Source organism: Succinivibrio faecicola, from assembly GCF_019448115.1.
Lineage (GTDB): Bacteria > Pseudomonadota > Gammaproteobacteria > Enterobacterales > Succinivibrionaceae > Succinivibrio > Succinivibrio faecicola.
Genome location: NZ_JAGFNY010000017.1, coordinates 20,774 through 40,301 on the forward strand (window position 1 = coordinate 20,774; position 19,528 = coordinate 40,301).

Below are 19,528 nucleotides of genomic sequence, written 5' to 3' on the forward strand. Positions count from 1 at the left end.
ATACTATTTTTTGATACCAAACTATAGATAATGCCTATAATGTACTGACATTATTCTTCTGTATTCTCTATTGCATAAACTAGATAAGAAATCATAGCTCCAATACCGAGCAACTCTTTAAAAGGCATATTTATCTTTTTTTTCAAAAAAAAAATGCTTGCATTGCAAAGTAATTGGTATAAACTTAGCGGATACTTATAAAAACTATAAATAATTACCATTTCTAATTTGCCTTTCATTCAACTTTTTAGGCTATAAAGCATAAAAACGGACAATTGATCCCAAAATAAAATACTCAAGAGAGAAAAAAATTGAAAATCATTAAGGTACTGTTAGCTCTGTGCTTTGTGTTTTTTATGCATTCTTCATACGCTAAAACTGCAAAGTCAATCTGCTTTTACTACAATGAAGTTGATTCTGTTAGAGAACTTATTAACTTTGACAGAGTGGTCCTTGATCCAGCTAATGTCACACCAAAACAGATTCAGACACTAAAGAATACAGGTGTAACAGTCTATGCATATCTCTCTGTGGGCGAATTTGACGAAAATGTCCCTGAATCTCTTAAACCATCTGTAAAAAGTCATAATGATGAGTGGGACAGTGCTGTAATGGATGTCAGCGATGAGAACTGGCATAAATACCTTGAAAAGCAGACAGCTCTACTTAAAAAGGCAGGTTTTGAAGGTTTATTCCTAGATACATTAGACAGCTACTATCTTTACGCAGATGAAGATGAAAATCCTGAGTATTTTGAAAAACAGGTAAACGGTCTTAAGGATGCTGTTGAAAAGATCCACAAGATTCTTCCAAATCTGATTTTTAATCGTGGATTTGAAATTTTCCCACGAATTTCATTTAAACCAAAGGCAATTGCTTTTGAATCATTGTACAAAGGTTACAATGCATCTGACAATACATATACTGATGTAAGTGAAGAAGATAGAAAATGGCTCTTAGAAGCTGTAAAACCAGCGCTAAAGCAGGGCGTGGAAGTTATTGCAATTGACTATCTTGATGATACAGATCAGAAAAAGAGAACTGAACTTGCAAAAAAGATTGCTGAACTTGGATTTACCCCATATGTATCTGACGGCATGCTCTACGGTTTTGGAACTAGTTATGTTTACTGCATACCTAAAAGAGTTTTAACTCTCTATGATGGAAGATTCTCAAGTCAGCTGATTAGTGCTGCTCATACAAGAATTGCAACACCTCTTGAATATCTTGGATATGCAGTTGATACAGTTGATATCAATTCACTAAACTACAGCACCATAGACAAAACAAGATATGCTGCTTTAGTAACCTATTTTGATAGCGTAAGTAGTTTTACAGATCATCCTGAATTTGATAAGTATGTACAGACTCACATAGGATATATTCCTATGCTTTTTTTAGGAACTATACCTCAGGATCCTAAAACTCTAAATGCACTTGGAATGCAGTACGGTGCAGAAGTACCACCTCCATACAGACTGCATAAAGATGATGTTCTATCAAAGGGGCTTTTAAATCCACATTTTAGTAAACTCGATCAGGTAAATGCACTTACCATCTCTAAAAAGGATGGCTTTAAAAGTCTAGTTTACATAGAAAACCAAAAGGGTAATACCTCTACTTTAGTTTTTAAGGCTCCATGGGGCGGTGCTGCAGTATCTCCATACCCTGTTGAATCCTTAAATAACAACACTGATACATGGCTTGTTGATCCTTTTGTTTTTTTGGACAAGATGCTCAATCTTCCAAAAATTGTAGCTGCTGATGCAACAACTGAATCAGGACGAAGAATTCTTACATCCCATGTTGACGGTGACGGATTTCCTTCAAGATCATGGTTCAAGGGCACTCCTCTTGTAAGTGAGGTTTTATACGAACATGTCTTTAAGGGTATTGATGTACCTCATACTGTATCTATTATTCAAGGCGAGATTGCTAAAGACGGTCTTTATCCAAAAGACAGTAATATGCTTGAGGATGTGGCAAGAAAAATATTTGAACTTCCAAATGTTGAAATCGCATCTCATACATTCTCACATCCATTCAACTGGGATATGAGATGGCTTGATTCTAACCTTATATACGGTGAGCATCTGAATATTCCTGGCTACAAGCTTGATTACAACAAGGAAATGAAAGGTTCTATTGATTACATCAATACAAGACTTGCACCAAAGGGAAAAAAGGTAAAAGTATTTTTGTGGTCAGGTGATGCTAATCCAACAGAGGATATGGTTGTAAAAATTGATAAGCTTGGAATTCAGAATCTTAATGGTGGAAACACAACTATCAAGAAAGGTGAAGAATCTCTTACAAACGTATCTCCAACTGTGTGCTGGTATAAAGATGGTGTTCAAGTATATGCACCTCAGATGAATGAGAACGTATATACAAACGAGTGGACTGAACACTATGACGGTTTTGCAAGAGCAAAAGAGACATATGAACTTACTGGCTCTCCAAGAAGACTCAAGACAATCAGCATTTACTATCATATGTACTCAGGTACCTATGAAGCTTCGTTAAAGGCATTAACAAGTCTTTATGACTATGCTCTATCACAGGAGGTTACACCTCTATTCATTTCAGACTATGCAAGAAGAGCTAGAACACTGTATGAAACAGGACTGTCTAAAGATCTGAATGGAACTTTGCATATCACATCAACAGGCATTCGCTCTATTAGAGTTCCAAAATCCTTTGGTTATCCTGTAAGCTCTGATATTGTCGGATTTAATGATGCCATAGACGGTTACTATATGATTTTAAACAAGAAAAGAAATACCGTCAGATTCACAAAAGATCACAAAATCAAAGCTGAGCTTAAGAGTGCAAACGGAATTGTTGAGAAGTGGAACAGACTAGGTTCAAAGATTGAATTTGCATTCAAATCATATGTACCACTTACTGTAAGTCTCTGGTCAGACAGTAGATGTCAGGTTGTTTCATCAACTGGATTTGACCATACAAGAGAAGGTTATGTTGATACTTTCTCAACTGATGAGAAAGGATTGATTTCAGGCACATTTATCTGCAACCAGGTGCGAAACTAAACTATGTATACAAACAAGAAAAGCAGTAAAAATCATATTCATCTGCTAAGCAAAACTACTATTGCACTACTGGTAACAGCAACAGCTGCTGCTGTATATTTTTTAACACCTACTTCAACATCTCTTGAAGAGAAAATTGCAAAAGCTCAGTCTCCTGAGGTTTCACTTGCATATCTAAATGAACTTGAAAAAGTTCATCCAAACGATCCTATGCTCCCATATCTTAGAGCAAAGATCTATTACGACAAAGGAAACTACAATGAGGTAATGGAGCTTCTTGCACCACAGATTAAAGAAGATCCAAAAAAGCGTTCAGCTGATACCTATATTCTTTATATAAAGACAAAGATTGCACTGGCTGGCTCCATTAACAATCAGAGTGAAGAGGCAACTCTAAATGAGGTAAGAGCTGAGATTAAGGCATTTCATGTAAAGGATCTTAATGACGAGCAGTTAAGAGAACTTTCAGATATTGCCTTAAGCATGGGAATGCCTGATACTGCATATGAATATCTTTACAAGGTAAAGAGAATTGATTCAAAGACAAGAAAGCGTCTTTACAATCTGGCTTTGCAGGCAGGTAATTTCAAGGCTGCAACTGATTATATGTATACAGAATACATGCAGGATGAGTCACTAGAAAAAGCAGATGAGCTTTTTGCACTGTATCTTCAGTCAGCAAATGCTTCTTTGTATAAAGAGTTTCTTGAAAAGTACGACGGTACTTTCAAGGAAAATCCTGTATTTATCAAAAAGGAAATTGAAACAGCCAACAGACTTGGCTTATATGATGATGCAGAAAAACTTTTAATAAAACTCTGCTCTCTTGAAAGAAATGAAGACAATTTAAAACAGCTTGCTAAAGTCATGATAAACAAGGGTAATCTAAAGGATGCAGCCCTTATTTATGATGAACTGTTCAAGAACAATCAGAAAAAGGAATACCTTGATTCTCTGCACGAGATCTACACATGGATGGGCGATATTGAAGGCTGTCAGAAAATTAGTCTTCAGATGCTTGATTACGATGCTACAGCAGATGATGCAAAAAAAGGTATAAGTGAATCAAGAGCATTAGCAGATCTAATCAATATTTCTGTGTTCTATGACTATATGTATGAAAAGTCAATGATAGACAACAGTGATATTGACGACTTTGTCGATACCCAGGAAAAGACCTACGGTACACCAAAAACTCTTGAAAAACTTAATAATCTTGCACAGAAAAATACAAAGAATGCAAAACTGTATTCACATATTTTAAGACTTAATGCCTATCTTAACGATTATGAGAATACAATAAAAAGCTATAACAAGTTATCAAAGCTAAGAGCTTTAAAAACAAATGAAGCAAAATATGCGGCTAATGCATTCATTATGTCTGGTGACGATGACAGTGCACTAAGAGCTCTTATTAATGCTGAAGACTGGTTAAATCAGGCTGACGATGACTATCTTAACGAAGTGGCTTCTCTTGCTTGGAGCTGTTCTGACAGAGAACTTAGTGCAAAAGTCCAGACAATGCTGATGGAAAAAGATTCAGAAAATGTAAACTCTTATTATCTTGTTAAGAGTATCGACAAGATCAGCAAGGATAATGCAGATAAACTTTTAAAACTTTATTTGAAAAACAAGGATGAAGTTCTTCTGTATGAGCTCTTAAACTATGGTAGTACAGAAGATGAGGCATTCTTAAAGAAGACTCTTGATAGCATCAAGAAGTTTGATGTCTACAATTCAATAGGAATTCTTCCTTACAGAGCTGCTCTTTTAGTAAAAGAAAAGAAGTACTCTCAGGCAAAGGTTCTGTACGAGAAGATGCTTTCTATTAATCCTAGCAGCATCGAGGCTATTGATGGTCTGTGCAACGTGGCTTTAGCATGCAATAACACACAAGAAGCAAAAAGACTTTATAAAAAGTACAAACATCTTTTTGCAGCTAATCCACAGACATTCTCTCTTGCAGCAAATCTAGCTGACACTGTTGGCTTAAAGAAGGATGCTTTAACCTGGTATAAGCTAGCACTGACAACTAATTCAGATAACGATACAGTAACTCTTATTGCTATTGCATCGCTTCTTGACGAAACAGGCGACAGCACAAGAGCATATAAGATTAGAAAGTATCTTGCTAAAAAGAAGATTCAGGAGCTTTTAGCCTTAGACGATTCTAAGCTGACTTTCTCATCACTTGTACATAGCTTTACAAGTCCTGTTGCAGCAAAGAAGATTTTAAAAGCTCAGATGAAGCAAAAAGAAGTACCTCAGAATGTTGCTTCTGCTTATGTATCTGATCTTTTAAATGAAAATCATGTTCTTGCAGCTCAGTATATAAGAGCAAATAAGACAATCAGCGCTATGAGCAAGACTGATTATGAAGAGCTCTTATATGCCTTAAAGACAAAAGATCTTAAAAAGATTGAATATTATGTAGAAAAAGGAAGCGGTATTGAAGATCCTCTAAGATACGACGGTATGAAAGAGCTTGGTCATAACCTTGATGCATATGAGTTTGCAAAGAAGAGAATTACAAAAAACTCAAAGCAGACTGATGCTGCATTAAGATCACTTGCAGCTTCTGACAAGGCTCAGCAGAACCACTCTTTACAGGCCCTTTATACAACCGTTGCAAGATGGGGACTTAAAAAGAGCGAACTTAATTACCACGGTCCTTATGGCTATGGTGAGTATATGCTAAGTGCTGTATACCAGAAATCTAAAACTCCATCTGGTTTTACAAGAAAATCAATTGAAAGTGAAAAGAGACTTATCGCAAGCATAAGCTTTGATAAAAAAGACTTCTCACTTGGCATCAGTGCTGATCTTGCTGATGGTGCAGGAAAACAAAGAAACGGTATTCTCGTATCTGCAATGTACAGATTCTTTGAGCGCTACTCTATCGAAGCTAAAGGTGGCATCAATCAGCACTCTGCAGTATCTCATGCAATGTCTGTTCTTGGTAAGGACAACTACGCAGGTCTTGAACTTACAATGACACCATATGGCAGAGAAACTTTCATAATTTCAGGAACAACTCACAGCTACAAGACAAGGTTCAATGAATCATTAGGATCTGGCTTTGATATTGAGGCTACTGTGATTTCTCCTATATTCTTAAATGATCCTTTCGTTAATCTATACCTTAGCGGTGTTTATCAGAAGAATACTTTAAAGGACAATCCTCTTTATAAAACAAATGTTTATAACGGTCCTACAATTGAGATTACTGATGAGCTTACAGGTGATTTCAATTATGTATACAACACCATTACAAGCGAAGCTTTCATTTCAAGAAGATACAAGCGCCTGGCTCTTGGTACTAATATTGGACATGGAACTGTACAGGTTCCTGGTCACAGTATGCCATCACTTAGATATATGATTGATTTTTCTACAGGTTATAACTTTACAGAAAAGAAGATTGATGCTTCAGTACAGTTTGGTGCCGGCACTAACGTATTCAATGCAAATGATGAACTTTCTGTAAAAACAGGTTTTCAGACTGCTGACAGACAGGGCGACAGAGCCTTCTCTGTAAGTATCGGCTACTATATGGAATTTTAATTAAAAGTAAATCAGGGTAAAAATATGAAAAAACTACTTTTAACAGGAGCTGCTGCAGTAGCTTTATTAACCGGCTGTTCTTCCTATACAGGAACAGACAATATGGATGCAAGCAAAAATGCAACCTTTGCTTTAATTCCTTTTGTTAACCATTCAAATACTCCTCTTGCAGAGCAGAATGTCAAGGCTATCGTAAATTCTGTACTGACAGAGAAGGGCGCAAAAGTTGTTGTATATGAGAACAACTCAGATGCTGAAGATTTAAAGAGCCTTCTTGATGAAAACTACGACAGAAAAGAAGCTTTAAAGTGGTTATCTAATGTTTCATACAACTATGTAATCACAGGCTCTGTTGATGAGTGGGACTACAAGGCTGGTCTTGATGGTGAGCCAGTAGTTAGCGTTACCATTGAAATCAAAGATGCAAACAATAAGAGTGTATTTGTAAAAACCGGCTCACGTTCAGGCTTTGGCAGAGAAAGTCTGAATTATTCAGGTCAGGTTGTTGTATCAAACATTCTTGATGATCTGAAACTCAACTAAATTTTTTTCGGCAAAATAAAACAAACATTGTCTTAGGAATAAAAATGGCCAAAAAAGATATTCTCAATACATTGTATAAAGCTGTTACAAGAGGCTCAAAACAGCCACTTGTTGCCTGGACAGAAACACTGATTCTTGCAATTATAGGCGCAGTTCTCTGGTGTATTGCCTATGACATCATAGATGAACAGACTGTTGAAGAAATGATCATCAGTACATCTCAAAAACAGCAGTTTTTCTGGCCTCTGATTTTTGTATTGCTCGTAGCACTGCGCTATGGTTTTACTCACGGCTTTGTATGTGCTTTAACTTGCATTCTGATGTCCATTGGCTATTTCAAATATTTCCAAATACTTGACGCCTTCTCATTCTATAAGGCTGTAGGTCTTCTTATTGCTGCTATGATTTCAGGTGAATTCAGAGATGCCTGGGAAGAAAGACTACACAGAAACGATCTAGATTTCACTTTCATGCAAAGAAAGCTTGATCTTTTCACTCAGAATTACTTTACCTTAAGATCAAGCCACGATCAGCTTGAGCAGAGAATGGCAGGTCAGGTTGTAAGTCTTCGTTCAAACATCAGTGAACTTGAGAAAATTTCTGAGCGTTATCCAATAGTTGGTGTTGACCAGCATACCAGACTAGAAAATATGGCATCATCTGTTCTGACACTGTTTGCTCAGATTGTTGGCATTGAGGTTGCAGGATTCTATGCATTAAATGAAAAAGGAAAAATAGAGAATAAACCTCTTTATACCTTAGGCTCAATGCAGGAAATTGATCTTAATGATCCTATGATTAAGGATATGCTTGAATACAGGGGTTTACTGTCTCCTGCAAATACTCACAATGATGAACACAATTCAAAATATCAGCTATGTATTCCCTTAAAGGATTCTTCTGACAAGATGATTGCCTGTGTAGTAGCAAGCCAGGTTAAATTCTTTACCCTGACTGACCAGAATCTTGCGATTCTAAACCTGGTTGTAAACTATGCAGCTGATATGATTTCATCTGGTGTAATTGCACCTGTAATTCATACAGAAGAAAAGCACACATTCTTGAAATACCTTCACTTTGTATTTACACAAAGCACACTGCATCGTGAACAAAGCTCAATCATCTTCTGCAAAGGTAAGACTAAGCAGGCTCTTGAGATTTTTGACAAAACCATATCAACAAGACGTGGTGCTGACATTTACTGGCGCCGTATAAACAATGATGGTGAAGAGATTCTTGTAGTGCTTCTACCTCTTACAACTCTTGTTCAGGCTCAGATGTACAGAGACAGAGTTAAGAATCAGTTGCGATTAAACAGAATCTCTGAAGATGAGTTTGAAATGACCGAGCCTATGGATGTAGGTGTTGATAATGAACTGCTCAATGAAGAGCTAAGAAAACTTGGACTGACCGAAAATGATATTAATGAGTGTACTAAGTATAATTAGTGAACTTCTGTCAGTAGCACTGTTTTCAGGTTACTTTGATCTGTCAGTTAGTGCAGCTGGTTTTGTGCTGATTCATGTAATTTCATGTGCCGTATTTTCATACAGCATGAACAGCTTTGTTCCAAAGAAAGTAAGAATATCAGATAAAAGATCATTTCTTTTTATGCTGGCAGTTACCTCGCTAGTACCTCTGCTTGGCATTTTCGGGGTTCTGATTTCTGTTGTTTATGCTATGAGAAATCCTCTGCATCAGGTTAAAAAAAGCTGGATTATGCACAAAAAAGAAGAGTTGCCATCTAACCCTAGAAATATGCTCTATACAAAATTCGGAACCGGTGCACTTAGAGATATTCTCTTAAATTCTCCATCTGTTGACAGAAGAGTTGAGGCAATCACCTCTATTTCACGACTGCCAAGAGCTCAGAGAATAGCTTTTTATAAAATGGCACTTAGAGATTCTTCTGATGATGTTCGTCTTTTAGCCTATTCTCAGCTTGATCCTGTAGAACAGCAGATCACAGACAACATAAAGATCCTTGCAGAAGGCTTTAAGAACAATGAGAATGCAGATACAGCTTTTGATATTGCTCAGCAGTTCTGGGAGCTTTGCTACCTTGGAATTTCAGAAGGTGCTCTTTTCAATCACTATATTCACAAGGCTCTTGAATGGTGTCAAATTGCAATCAGACTGGAAGCAAAGCCAAATTATTCTCTACTTTTAGGCAAAATCTATCTAAGTCTTGATAAAACAGATTTGGCCTATGAGGCACTGAAAAAAGCCTATGACTCAAGAATGCTGACCTCACAGGTGCTACCTTACCTTGCAGAATGTGCTTTTAAAAAGCATGAATATGCAAAAGTTAGAGAGATTTTAAACGATCTTGGAACATCAGGTGCAGGTAAACTAACACAGATTAAGGAGTACTGGTGTGAAACTGTTCAGTAAAGCAGACAAAAGCGCTATCAAAAGTGCATATGACAGCATTCTGAATAAGGATGCCAGTTTCAATGTAGGTCATAAAGCTGATATCTGCCTTCTGCTTGAGGGAACATATCCTTTTGTAAGAGGCGGTGTATCATCATGGGTACATCAGATCATAACAGGTATGAGTGATTATACTTTCTACCTTGTTTTCATCGGTGGACAAAGAGATACCTACAAAAAGATGGCATATGAACTGCCAAAGAATGTAGTCGGTCTTGAGATGCATTACATTCTTCCTGAAACATCAATTGAAAAGAAACTTGCAAGAAATGCCAGCTGCGATAATTTTGATATTTGGGAAAAGGTTATCTCATATTTTGATGATCCTAAAAAGCCAATTCCAAAAGATCTATTAAGAAAATTCGCTTTGAATATCGGAAACGATCCTAATGCTGTTGATAATTTCCTTTACAGTGAGGATTCATGGAAGGTTCTTACAAAACGATATGAAGAAGTTGACAATGAAGGTTCATTTGTTGACTATTTCTGGACCTACAGAACAATTTATCAGCCGCTTATTGAGTTAGCCAGGGTTGCTGTAAATCTTCCTGAAGTAAAGGTGTTGCACTCTATTTCAACAGGTTATGCTGGTTTTCTTGGAGCACTTGCACACAGTATCACTGATACACCATACCTGTTAACTGAGCATGGTATTTATACAAAGGAAAGAAAAATCGATCTGTCTCTTGCCACATGGATCAGCAACAAGACAGATGCTCTTGACATCTCAATGCACTCAGGAATGGATCTTATAAGAAAGATCTGGATTAATTTCTTTATTCAGCTTGGAAAATCAGCCTATCAGGAAGCTTTCAAGGTTACTGCTCTATTTGAAGGTAACAGAGAAAGACAGATTAGCGACGGAGCTGACAGAGACAAGAGTGTTGTAGTTGTTAACGGAATTAAAACTGAACGCTTTGAAGAGGCTTATTCATTAAGACCAGAAACTCCTCCTCATGTAGTTGCACTTGTAGGAAGAGTGGTATCAATCAAGGATGTAAAAACCTTTATCAGAACGATAAGAGGTGCACTTAGCTTCTATCCTGATCTTCAAGGATGGATTGTAGGTCCTAAAGAAGAAGATCCTGAATATGTAAAAGAATGTGAGGCTTTAGTTACAAGTCTTGGACTTGAAAACAATATTGTATTCACTGGTAATCAGGATGTTACAAAGATTATGCCAAAGATAGGCATAATGATGCTTACATCAATTTCTGAGGCACAGCCACTGGTTCTGCTTGAGGCTATGTGTGCAGGTATTCCTTGTATTGCAACCAATGTTGGAGCATGCAGTGAAATCCTGTATGGTTCAAAATCAGAAGAGCCAAATCTTGGAAAAGCAGGAGAAATCATATCCATTGCAAATCCAACTCAGGGTATTCAGATGATTGACCATCTTCTCAAGGATGCAAATCGCTGGAGAGAATATGGCGATAACGGCAGAAAACGTGTTCTTGGTGCATACGATCAGAAGATGATGTACAAAGCTTATAAGGATTTATATCAGGGGGCCATGAATGGCGGGCATAGGGTTTGAGCTTAGAAAAATACTAAAGAGAGATACTCTCTCTTCAATTATTGAAGCTTATGGCATTGCAGGTATCATCAGCTCAGGTCCATGGGTGTTGTCGATTCTTGCGCTGCTTGTAATTGGTATTATTAGTATTGGTGTAATTTATCCAAGCTATCTTATCATTCAGTTTTTAATATCGGTCACGTACATGATGGCAGGATCTCTTATATTAAGCGGTACTGTTCAGATTCTGTTTACAAGATTCGTTGCCGATTCTCTTTTCTTAAAAGAGGATAAAAGAATTATCCCGAACCTATTTGGTGTAATGCTGCTTTTAAGCATAGCTTCTGGAATAGTAGGTTTTGGTGTACTATCTTTGTGTGACAGCATTGAGCCATTAACAAAAATCTGCATGCTGGGATCTTTTGTTCTTCTGACAAATCAGTGGATTGTAATTATCTTCTTAAGTGGTATGAAAGAGTACTACAGAATCGTTCTTACAATCTTTGCAGGTTACGGCATTATGGTGCTTTTGGCATGGTTGCTGCCACCATTTGGTTTACTTGGACTTGAAGCTATTTTCTTCCTGTCACAGGCAATCTTAACTTTCGCATTCTTGTTCCAGGTTGTAAGAAGATTCCCAGGAGACAGATTCGTTGCTTTTGATTTTCTTGATAGAAAAGTAGTTTTCTTCTCTCTTGTATTCTGTGGTCTTTTCTACAATATGGGTGTCTGGGCTGATAAGTTTGTGTTCTGGTACAGAACCGAAACATCTTATGCTCAGCTTGATGTTTTAAGAGCATCCTATATTTACGATCTGCCGATCTTCCTTGCATATCTGTCAGTAGTTCCTGGTATGGCTGTTTTCATCATGAGAATGGAAACTGACTTTACAGAAAACTGTCTTAAATTCTATGATGCTGTAAGAACCGGCGGTTCTCTAAATACTATCTCTTTATTCAAAGATCAGATGGTACTGTCTTGCAGAAAGTGTTTTTACAAGATCTTCAAAATTCAGGGTATCACTCTTGCTCTGCTTTTAGTATTTGCAGAAGATATTTTAAAATTCCTGCACATTGATCTTGTATATATAAACCTTTTCTATGTTGATCTTGTGGGCGTTTCCCTGCAGGTTCTTGTTATGTCTATTCTCAATGTTATGTACTACCTTGATAAGCGCTACTCTGCTCTTATCCTTACATCAATCATGGTAGTGACAAACCTTGTATTCTCATACATAACTGTTGATTTGGGTCCGGTTTACTATGGTTATGGATTCACGCTGTCTATGCTCTTGTGTACCGTAATAGGCCTGATTCAGGTAGACAGTCAGTTCCGAGATCTTGAATATCAGACCTTCATGCTACAGAAAACAAACTAGTTTATTTTGAGATCCGGCAAAGCCGGATTTCTTTTATGTTTCCTTTTGGTGCACAAAACAAGTAAAACAGGATTGCTTCGCTTTCTTTTATTACAAAAGGTAGAAATGGTATAATCAAAAGGATCTATAAATACAATCACAGATAATTAAATCAAATGAAAAAAGAATATGTAATGGGCAACAGCGCCATCGCTATTGGTGCCTTATGCTCTGGAGTAAAGGTAGTTGCAGGGTATCCTGGAACCCCATCTACAGAAATTATCGAAACAATCTACCATGTTCCTCATAAGGACGTTCATCTTGAGTGGTCTGTAAATGAAAAGGCTGCCATGGAAGTAGCAGCTGCTGCAGCCTACACAGGAGCCCGTTCCTTAGTGACCATGAAACAGGTTGGTCTTAATGTAGCCGCCGATCCGCTGATGTCTCTTGCCTATGTTGGTATCAAAGGCGGTATGGTTATCGTAGTTGCAGACGATCCAGGTCCAATTTCATCTCAGACAGAACAGGATACAAGACGATTTGCTGATTTTGCAAGAATTCCTGTACTTGATCCGGCATCACCTGAACAGGCATTCACTATGGTTCAGGATGCTTTTTTACTGTCTGAAAAATATCATACTCCTGTAATTTTAAGACCTACAACCAGAGTATGTCATGCATATGCCTCAATCAGTTTTGATGAAAACTATTGTGTCAAAGAGTTTGATGGTTTTGAAAAAGACTCATCAAAATGGGTAATCTTCCCAAAACTGTCCTTTAAGAATCATGACATGATGGAAAAAAGAAATGTTCAGATTGCAAAAGAGGCAGGCTCATACAGATTCAACAGCGTTGAAAGGGCACAAAAGCCAACCAAAAAGGCTGTTTTTGCATCAGGTATCAGTTACTCCTATGCTAAAGAATACCAGATTGCTCATGATGATGTAACTTTAGTACAGATAGCAACAGCATTCCCTTTTGTTGAGGATTTTGCTCTTGATATCCTAAAGGATACTGACGAGGTTATCTGTCTTGAAGAATTAAGCCCATATATTGAGGAAAATCTCCTAAAGACTGCTGGCAGACATCATCTTAATGTAGTGATTAAAGGCAAGCTTACAGGATGTGTACCCCATGCTGGTGAACTTAGTGTTGAAAAGGTAAAACAGATCTTGGACAGTTTCTATCAAAGAGAAGAAATATCAAACGAGACTGAAGTTGAATTTAACATCCCTGATCTGCCAGTAAGACCTCCTGTGCTTTGCGCAGGCTGCCCTCATCGTGGTGCTTTTTATGCAGTAAAAACTGCAATGAGAGGCAAGAAATCATATTTTTGCGGTGATATTGGCTGTTATACACTTGGCAATGCAAAACCTCTTGATATGGTAGATACATGTCTTTGTATGGGTGCTGGCGTTACCATGTCACAAGGCTTTAACTTTGTTGACAAGGATGCCACAAGTTTTGCATTTATTGGTGATTCAACCTTCTTTGCATCAGGACTTACAGGCGTTGTAAATGCAGTTTACAACGAAGCTGATGTTATTATCTGTATCCTTGATAATTCAACTACTGCTATGACAGGCCACCAGCCTCATCCTGGTACTGGTTTTAATCTCATGGGCAACTTTGTTGACAAAATCGACATTGAAACCGTACTTAAAGGTCTTGGTGTAAAAACAATAAGAAAAGCAGATCCTTTAAATCTTAAAGAATCGGTTGATGTTATTAAGGAGCTTGCCTCCATTAAAGGTGTAAAGGCAGTTATTTTCAAATCTCCATGTATTTCAATTGTAAAACATGAGGATTGCTGCACTGTTAATGACAAATGCCGTACCTGCAACATCTGCATAAAAAAACTTGGCTGTCCTGCAATAGTAAAAATCAACGATAAGGTATGCATTGATGAGAGTCAGTGCACCGGCTGTACACTTTGCAATCAGGTATGTCCACACAAGGCTATTGAGAAAAAGAAAAATGGATAAGAATATTCTAATCTGTGGTGTAGGCGGTCAGGGTACAGTACTGGCCTCAAAACTTACAGCATCTGCAGCAATGCTTGAAGGAAATACCGTTCATTCAGCTGAAACAATCGGCATGGCACAAAGAGGCGGCTCTGTTACAAGTCATATCCGTATAGGTGACAAGGCATTCTCTCCTCTTATCCCTGACGGTCTTGCAGATCTGATTATGGCTTTTGAACCTGCTGAGGCTGTAAGAAACTTAAAGTATCTGAAAAAAGGCGGTACTGTAATAGTAAACAAAAAGGCTGTAAAACCTGTTACAGAATCTCTTTTGGATACCGGATATGACGGTTCAAAGATGATAGCTTTTCTTAAGGATAACAATATAAAAACCTATGTACTTGATGCAGATGAGCTATGCTCATCTTTAGGCTCTGTAAAGTTCTTCAACATTGCCCTACTTGGAGTTGCTGTTGCAACAGGTGATTTAGGTTTAAAAAAGGAATCTTTAGAAAACGAAATTAAGACAAAGGTTAAAGAGAAATTTGTTCAGATTAATCTTAAGGCTTTTGAAACAGGATATAAATTAGGACAAGAACTATGCTTCTGACAGAAAAACAGCTTGAGCTTGTAGACAAACAGATTAAGAAGCTCATTAAGACAGACAGTTTTTACGGTAAAAAATACAGAGAGCTTGGCATTGATGGATGCAAGAGTCAGGAGGATTTTGACAGAATTCCTTTCTCATCAAAAGACGATTTACGATTCTCATATCCTTTAGGAATTCAGGCTGTAGATGACAAGGATGTTGTAAGAATTCACTCATCATCAGGTACTACAGGAAGACCTGTAATCATTCCTTATACAAAAAAGGATGTTGATGACTGGGCTACAATGTTTGCTCGTTGCTATCAGACAGCAGGCATTACAAATACAGACAGAATTCAGATCACCCCAGGCTATGGTCTTTGGACAGCGGGTATCGGTTTTCAGGCAGGATGTGAAAAACTAGGTGCTATGGCAATTCCTATGGGACCTGGTAATACCGACAAACAGCTGCAGATGATGATTGATCTTAAGAGTACTGTTATTTGTGCTACCTCATCTTATGCACTGCTCTTATCTGAGGAAATAGGCAAACGGGGACTTAAAGATCAGATATTCTTGAAAAAAGGTGTAATCGGCTCTGAAAGATGGAGTGAAAAGATGCGCAATACCATCAAGCGCAATCTTGGTATCAATCTTTATGATATTTACGGTCTTACAGAGATTTATGGTCCTGGAATCGGCATCAGCTGTGATGAAAACAACGGTATGCATTACTGGGATGATTATATTTATATCGAGATTATTGATCCTGAAACTGGCAAACGAGTTGAAGACGGTCAGAGCGGTGAAATTGTCATCACAACCTTGGTTAAGGAAGGTGCACCTCTTTTACGTTTCAGAACTCACGATCTTTCAAGAATCATTCCAGGTGAATGTGCCTGTGGCTGCAAGTTCCCAAGAATTGATATCATCACAGGCCGAAGTGACGATATGTTCAAGATCCACGGTGTTAACCTGTTCCCAAGTCAGATTGAATCTATTCTTGGTATGGTTGATGGTATTGGTTCTGAGTATAGAATTATCCTTGCAAGAGACAACGATACTCACAAGGATGTTCTGCACATCAGTGTTGAGGCAGAAGGTCGCGTTGATTTTGCTGAATCTGCAAAGACTCTTTCTAAACTTGCAAAATCAAAACTTGGTGTAACACCTAAATTTGCTGTTGTTCCTATCGGAACATTATCAAGAAGCGAAAAGAAGACAAAGCGAGTTGAAGATCAGCGTGATCTTTAACATACAAGACCTTCCACTCCTTTGTGGAAGGTTCTTTCTATCTGTTTTTTAGAATATCTCTGTAATCACCTACAGAAATACCCATATAACCTTTAAAAACAGTACACATATGGCTTTGTGAGGCAAAACCAAGCTCGTATGCTATTTCAACATCTGATGATTCTTTTTCCAGTTCTTTTTTAGCTTCTCTAAGCCTGCACTGAATAAGATACTGCTTTGGTGTGATGTGCATGATCTTTTTGAAGATCCTCGACAGGTATCCTGTCGATACCTTTAATGAATCAGCAACATCCTTTACACAAAGTTCATCCTTAACATGATTTTCAATAAATCCTGCAGCAAGGCGAACCAGATTGACGTTTTGTAAACCAGCAGCAGACGGTGCAGTCTTCTCACCTATTATGCCTATAATAAAATCTGTAAGTGAATCATCATCTGTAAAAGAATCGTAGATTCTGAAAAAATCAGCAATTGAGCCATCATCCATGAAAACAAAAGGAACATTTCCGATGTATTTACAGAGTTTTTCACACATCAGTTCGTGCACAGATAGTGAATGATATTCATATTCACTTTTTGCACTCATGGAAATAGCATTATTTGGAGGCAAAACAATTACAGTACCTGAAGAAACCAGTTTTTGTGCATAGTTAAGAGAAATAAACAGACTTCCTTTTTCAATATAAACCACAGTAAAACTCTTATGAGTATGTGGTTTTAAATTGACAAGACCTTTTCCTGCAATATGTTCACAGTTTTTTAGTTTTCTTATAGAAAGTCTGTTTTTCATGAAAACCTCAAAGATTTAAAATCCTGTTAACCGAAGATCTCATCGCCGCTCTTGAAATCAAAGCCAGGATGACAGTCAAATTTAACAGCTCCTACATAAGCTTTATTTTCTACGGCTTTCTTAACTTGTGCAATACCATCATTACCAAAACCTGCGCAAAGTTCAATTGCCTTTACACCATCTGCAACAAACTTTTTTGCAACTTCGCAGGCCTGTGCATAGGTGCTTACACCAACTACGTTGAGATTTAGAACATCTGTCTGAATAAGAGCCTTGTGCTTATTCATATCTGTATTTGGTGCAATAAATATAAATGCTGCTTCTACTTTCATTTTAAATCTCCTAAAAAGTGAATGAACAAGTTCATTGTATAAAGTCAGCACTTTTATGTATTTCAAAAAAATGACCATTATGTATTATTGAGAATAGAATATTTTTCTGATGCCAAAGGCAAAGGATATGGATGAACGTGAGAAAAACTGCCGATTTATCATTGAAAAATGCATTGAATATGGATTCAACTACACTGACAGATCACATATAAGAGCATGGAATACAAAAGAAGGAGTCTGAAGACTCACTCCTTATCAAAAAATAAATACTTTTTTTGTTGTTTCTCACACTATTTATCCTATGTTTTTGCCACAATATAACCACACAAAATAAGGAGTTATCATGGCAAAAATTCTAAAAATTGAAGGTAGTACTGTTACAATCGGTATGGACGATGGCACAATCAAAGAGGTAAATACTGCAGACTGCTCTGGCTTTACACCAGCACCTGGTATTGAAGTTGATGTATTCAGTGCAGAAAACAAGGTAATTGTTTCAAAAAAGGCTGTTCCATTCAGCGCAAATCAGCCACATAAAGTTAACAAGATTGCATATGTTCTGTTAGCTTTCTTCCTAGGTGGCATTGGTATCCACAAATTCTATGCAGGCCACATAATTCTAGGTTTCATTTATCTTATTTTCTGCTGGACCTTTATACCAGGCTTTATTGCATTTATCGAATTTATCATCGGTCTTTGCAAAACAGCAGATGAACAGGGTAACATTCAAGTTTAAATCTGTTTAAACTAAAAAATAACATAAAGCATATGCAGAGCGTCAATCTGTATATGCTTTTTTTGTAATCTAATAATCTGATATAGACAATGCTATTGACTCATGCCTTATTTGTGTTCACAAAAAATATATTTACTCTGTCAAAAACAGACTGATGTATACTAAAAAAAACTCTCTTAGGACAAATCTCATGAAAAAATTTCTAGACAGATATTTTTCTATTACAGACAAGAACAGTACATTTAAAACAGAAATACTAGCAGGTCTTACAACATTCATTACTATGGCCTATATTATTTTTGTAAATCCATCTATTCTTGAGGTTTCAGGAATTCCAAAGGAAGCTGCAATTGCTGCAACTCTATGGTCTGCAGCCTTATGTACTCTTGCAATGGGACTTTTTGCAAAACTTCCATATGCTGTAGCACCTGGAATGGGAATTAATGCTTTTTTCTCATTCTATGTCTGTAAAACGGTAGGACTTTCCTGGCAGACTGCACTTGGTGCTGTTTTTATTTCTGGTATCGTCTTTTTAATTCTGACCTTAACAAAGCTTCGTGAAAAAATTATTGATTCAGTGCCGCTAAGCTTAAAATCAGCAATTGTTGTTGGTATCGGTATGTTTATCGCTTTTGTTGGTTTTCAAAGTTCAGGTATTGTTGCAAATTCAGATGCTACACTGGTAACACTCGGTCATTTAAGCGATCCTAAGGTTATGCTTACTCTCTTTGGTGTTGCTTTTATTGCAGTTCTTCTGTACTTAAAAGTTAAGGCAGCAATGCTAATTGGTATCATTGCAACAGCTATCATAGGAATGGTATTCAATATCACTCCTGCACCAACCTCTGTTGGCGATGTTGTATCATTCACTATTCCATCACTTAAGGAAACTTTCCTTGAGATGGATATAGTAGGTGCAGTCAAATACGGAATCGTATCTATTATCTTCACCTTCACCGTAGTTGAGCTTTTTGATAATATCGGAACATTGATAGGTCTTAGCAAATCATCAGGTCTTATGAGCTTTGAAGGAAAGATTGAAAACGTTGATAAGGCTCTTTTAACTGATTCAACCGGTACAATGCTATCAGCTGCTCTTGGTACCTGCACCGTTACAACATATATTGAATCATCATCAGGTATTCAGGCTGGTGGTAGAACAGGTCTTACAGCAGTTACAGTTGCAGTATGTTTCTTATTGTCATTTATCTTTACACCTCTGGCTGCAATCATCCCTGCATTTGCAACTGCACCTGTGCTGATAATCGTAGGTGCGCTTATGCTTTCACATATCAAAAATATTGATTTTAACGATCTGTCAGAGGTAATTCCAAGTTTCCTAATCATTATCATGATGCCTTTAACCTATTCAATTGCAATCGGCTTTGGAATGGGCTT

Annotated in this window: 14 protein-coding genes; 12 read left to right on the forward strand and 2 right to left on the reverse strand. The window is 37.3% G+C overall.

The window, feature by feature from the left end:
* Positions 1–356 precede the first annotated feature (356 nt).
* The 10 genes from J5V48_RS05915 (at position 357) to J5V48_RS05960 (ending at position 16,272) form a co-directional block, all read left to right on the forward strand.
* Positions 357–3,053 (forward strand): endo alpha-1,4 polygalactosaminidase, encoded by a 2,697-nt coding sequence (locus J5V48_RS05915; protein WP_219937652.1) that lies wholly within the window; start codon positions 357–359, stop codon positions 3,051–3,053.
* A 3-nt stretch (positions 3,054–3,056) separates the two neighbouring features.
* Positions 3,057–6,617: a tetratricopeptide repeat protein gene (locus tag J5V48_RS05920; protein WP_219937653.1), complete on the forward strand. Its 3,561-nt coding sequence runs from the start codon at positions 3,057–3,059 to the stop codon at positions 6,615–6,617.
* A 24-nt stretch (positions 6,618–6,641) separates the two neighbouring features.
* Complete coding sequence (locus tag J5V48_RS05925; protein WP_219937654.1) at positions 6,642–7,160, forward strand: hypothetical protein; 519 nt, start codon at positions 6,642–6,644, stop codon at positions 7,158–7,160.
* 44 nt (positions 7,161–7,204) lie between these two features.
* Positions 7,205–8,608 carry a PelD GGDEF domain-containing protein gene (locus J5V48_RS05930; protein ID WP_219937655.1) on the forward strand — a complete coding sequence of 468 codons (1,404 nt, stop codon included), beginning with the start codon at positions 7,205–7,207 and terminating at the stop codon, positions 8,606–8,608.
* Positions 8,586–9,554, forward strand: a complete 969-nt coding sequence (locus J5V48_RS05935) for a tetratricopeptide repeat protein (protein ID WP_219937656.1) — start codon at positions 8,586–8,588, stop codon at positions 9,552–9,554. The genes J5V48_RS05930 and J5V48_RS05935 overlap by 23 nt, the downstream gene beginning before the upstream one ends.
* A complete protein-coding gene (gene pelF / locus J5V48_RS05940) occupies positions 9,538–11,130 on the forward strand; it encodes a GT4 family glycosyltransferase PelF (RefSeq protein WP_219937657.1) in 1,593 nt (530 codons plus the stop codon). The genes J5V48_RS05935 and pelF overlap by 17 nt, the downstream gene beginning before the upstream one ends.
* Positions 11,111–12,487, forward strand: a complete 1,377-nt coding sequence (pelG, locus tag J5V48_RS05945) for an exopolysaccharide Pel transporter PelG (RefSeq protein WP_219937658.1) — start codon at positions 11,111–11,113, stop codon at positions 12,485–12,487. The genes pelF and pelG overlap by 20 nt, the downstream gene beginning before the upstream one ends.
* Positions 12,488–12,642: 155 nt before the next feature.
* Complete coding sequence (gene iorA, locus J5V48_RS05950) at positions 12,643–14,451, forward strand: indolepyruvate ferredoxin oxidoreductase subunit alpha (protein WP_255557739.1); 1,809 nt, start codon at positions 12,643–12,645, stop codon at positions 14,449–14,451.
* Positions 14,444–15,040, forward strand: a complete 597-nt coding sequence (locus tag J5V48_RS05955; RefSeq protein ID WP_219937660.1) for an indolepyruvate oxidoreductase subunit beta — start codon at positions 14,444–14,446, stop codon at positions 15,038–15,040. The genes iorA and J5V48_RS05955 overlap by 8 nt, the downstream gene beginning before the upstream one ends.
* Positions 15,031–16,272, forward strand: coding sequence for a phenylacetate--CoA ligase family protein (locus J5V48_RS05960; RefSeq protein WP_219937661.1), 1,242 nt, complete (start codon positions 15,031–15,033; stop codon positions 16,270–16,272). Before J5V48_RS05955 ends, J5V48_RS05960 begins: the two co-directional genes overlap by 10 nt.
* Before the next feature lie 37 nt (positions 16,273–16,309).
* Here the strand turns inward: J5V48_RS05960 and J5V48_RS05965 are convergent, their stop codons facing one another.
* Positions 16,310–17,062, reverse strand: coding sequence for an AraC family transcriptional regulator (locus J5V48_RS05965; protein ID WP_219937662.1), 753 nt, complete (start codon positions 17,060–17,062; stop codon positions 16,310–16,312).
* A 26-nt stretch (positions 17,063–17,088) separates the two neighbouring features.
* Positions 17,089–17,394 carry a DUF6506 family protein gene (locus tag J5V48_RS05970; RefSeq protein WP_219937663.1) on the reverse strand — a complete coding sequence of 102 codons (306 nt, stop codon included), beginning with the start codon at positions 17,392–17,394 and terminating at the stop codon, positions 17,089–17,091.
* Between the two features lie 343 nt (positions 17,395–17,737).
* Between J5V48_RS05970 and J5V48_RS05975 the strand changes: the two genes are divergently transcribed.
* Together J5V48_RS05975 and J5V48_RS05980 are read left to right on the forward strand one after the other, a co-directional pair.
* Positions 17,738–18,130, forward strand: a complete 393-nt coding sequence (locus J5V48_RS05975; RefSeq protein ID WP_255557740.1) for a TM2 domain-containing protein — start codon at positions 17,738–17,740, stop codon at positions 18,128–18,130.
* Positions 18,131–18,320: 190 nt separating this feature from the next.
* Positions 18,321–19,528 (forward strand): NCS2 family permease (locus tag J5V48_RS05980; protein ID WP_219937664.1); only part of this gene is annotated, 1,208 nt, incomplete at its 3' end.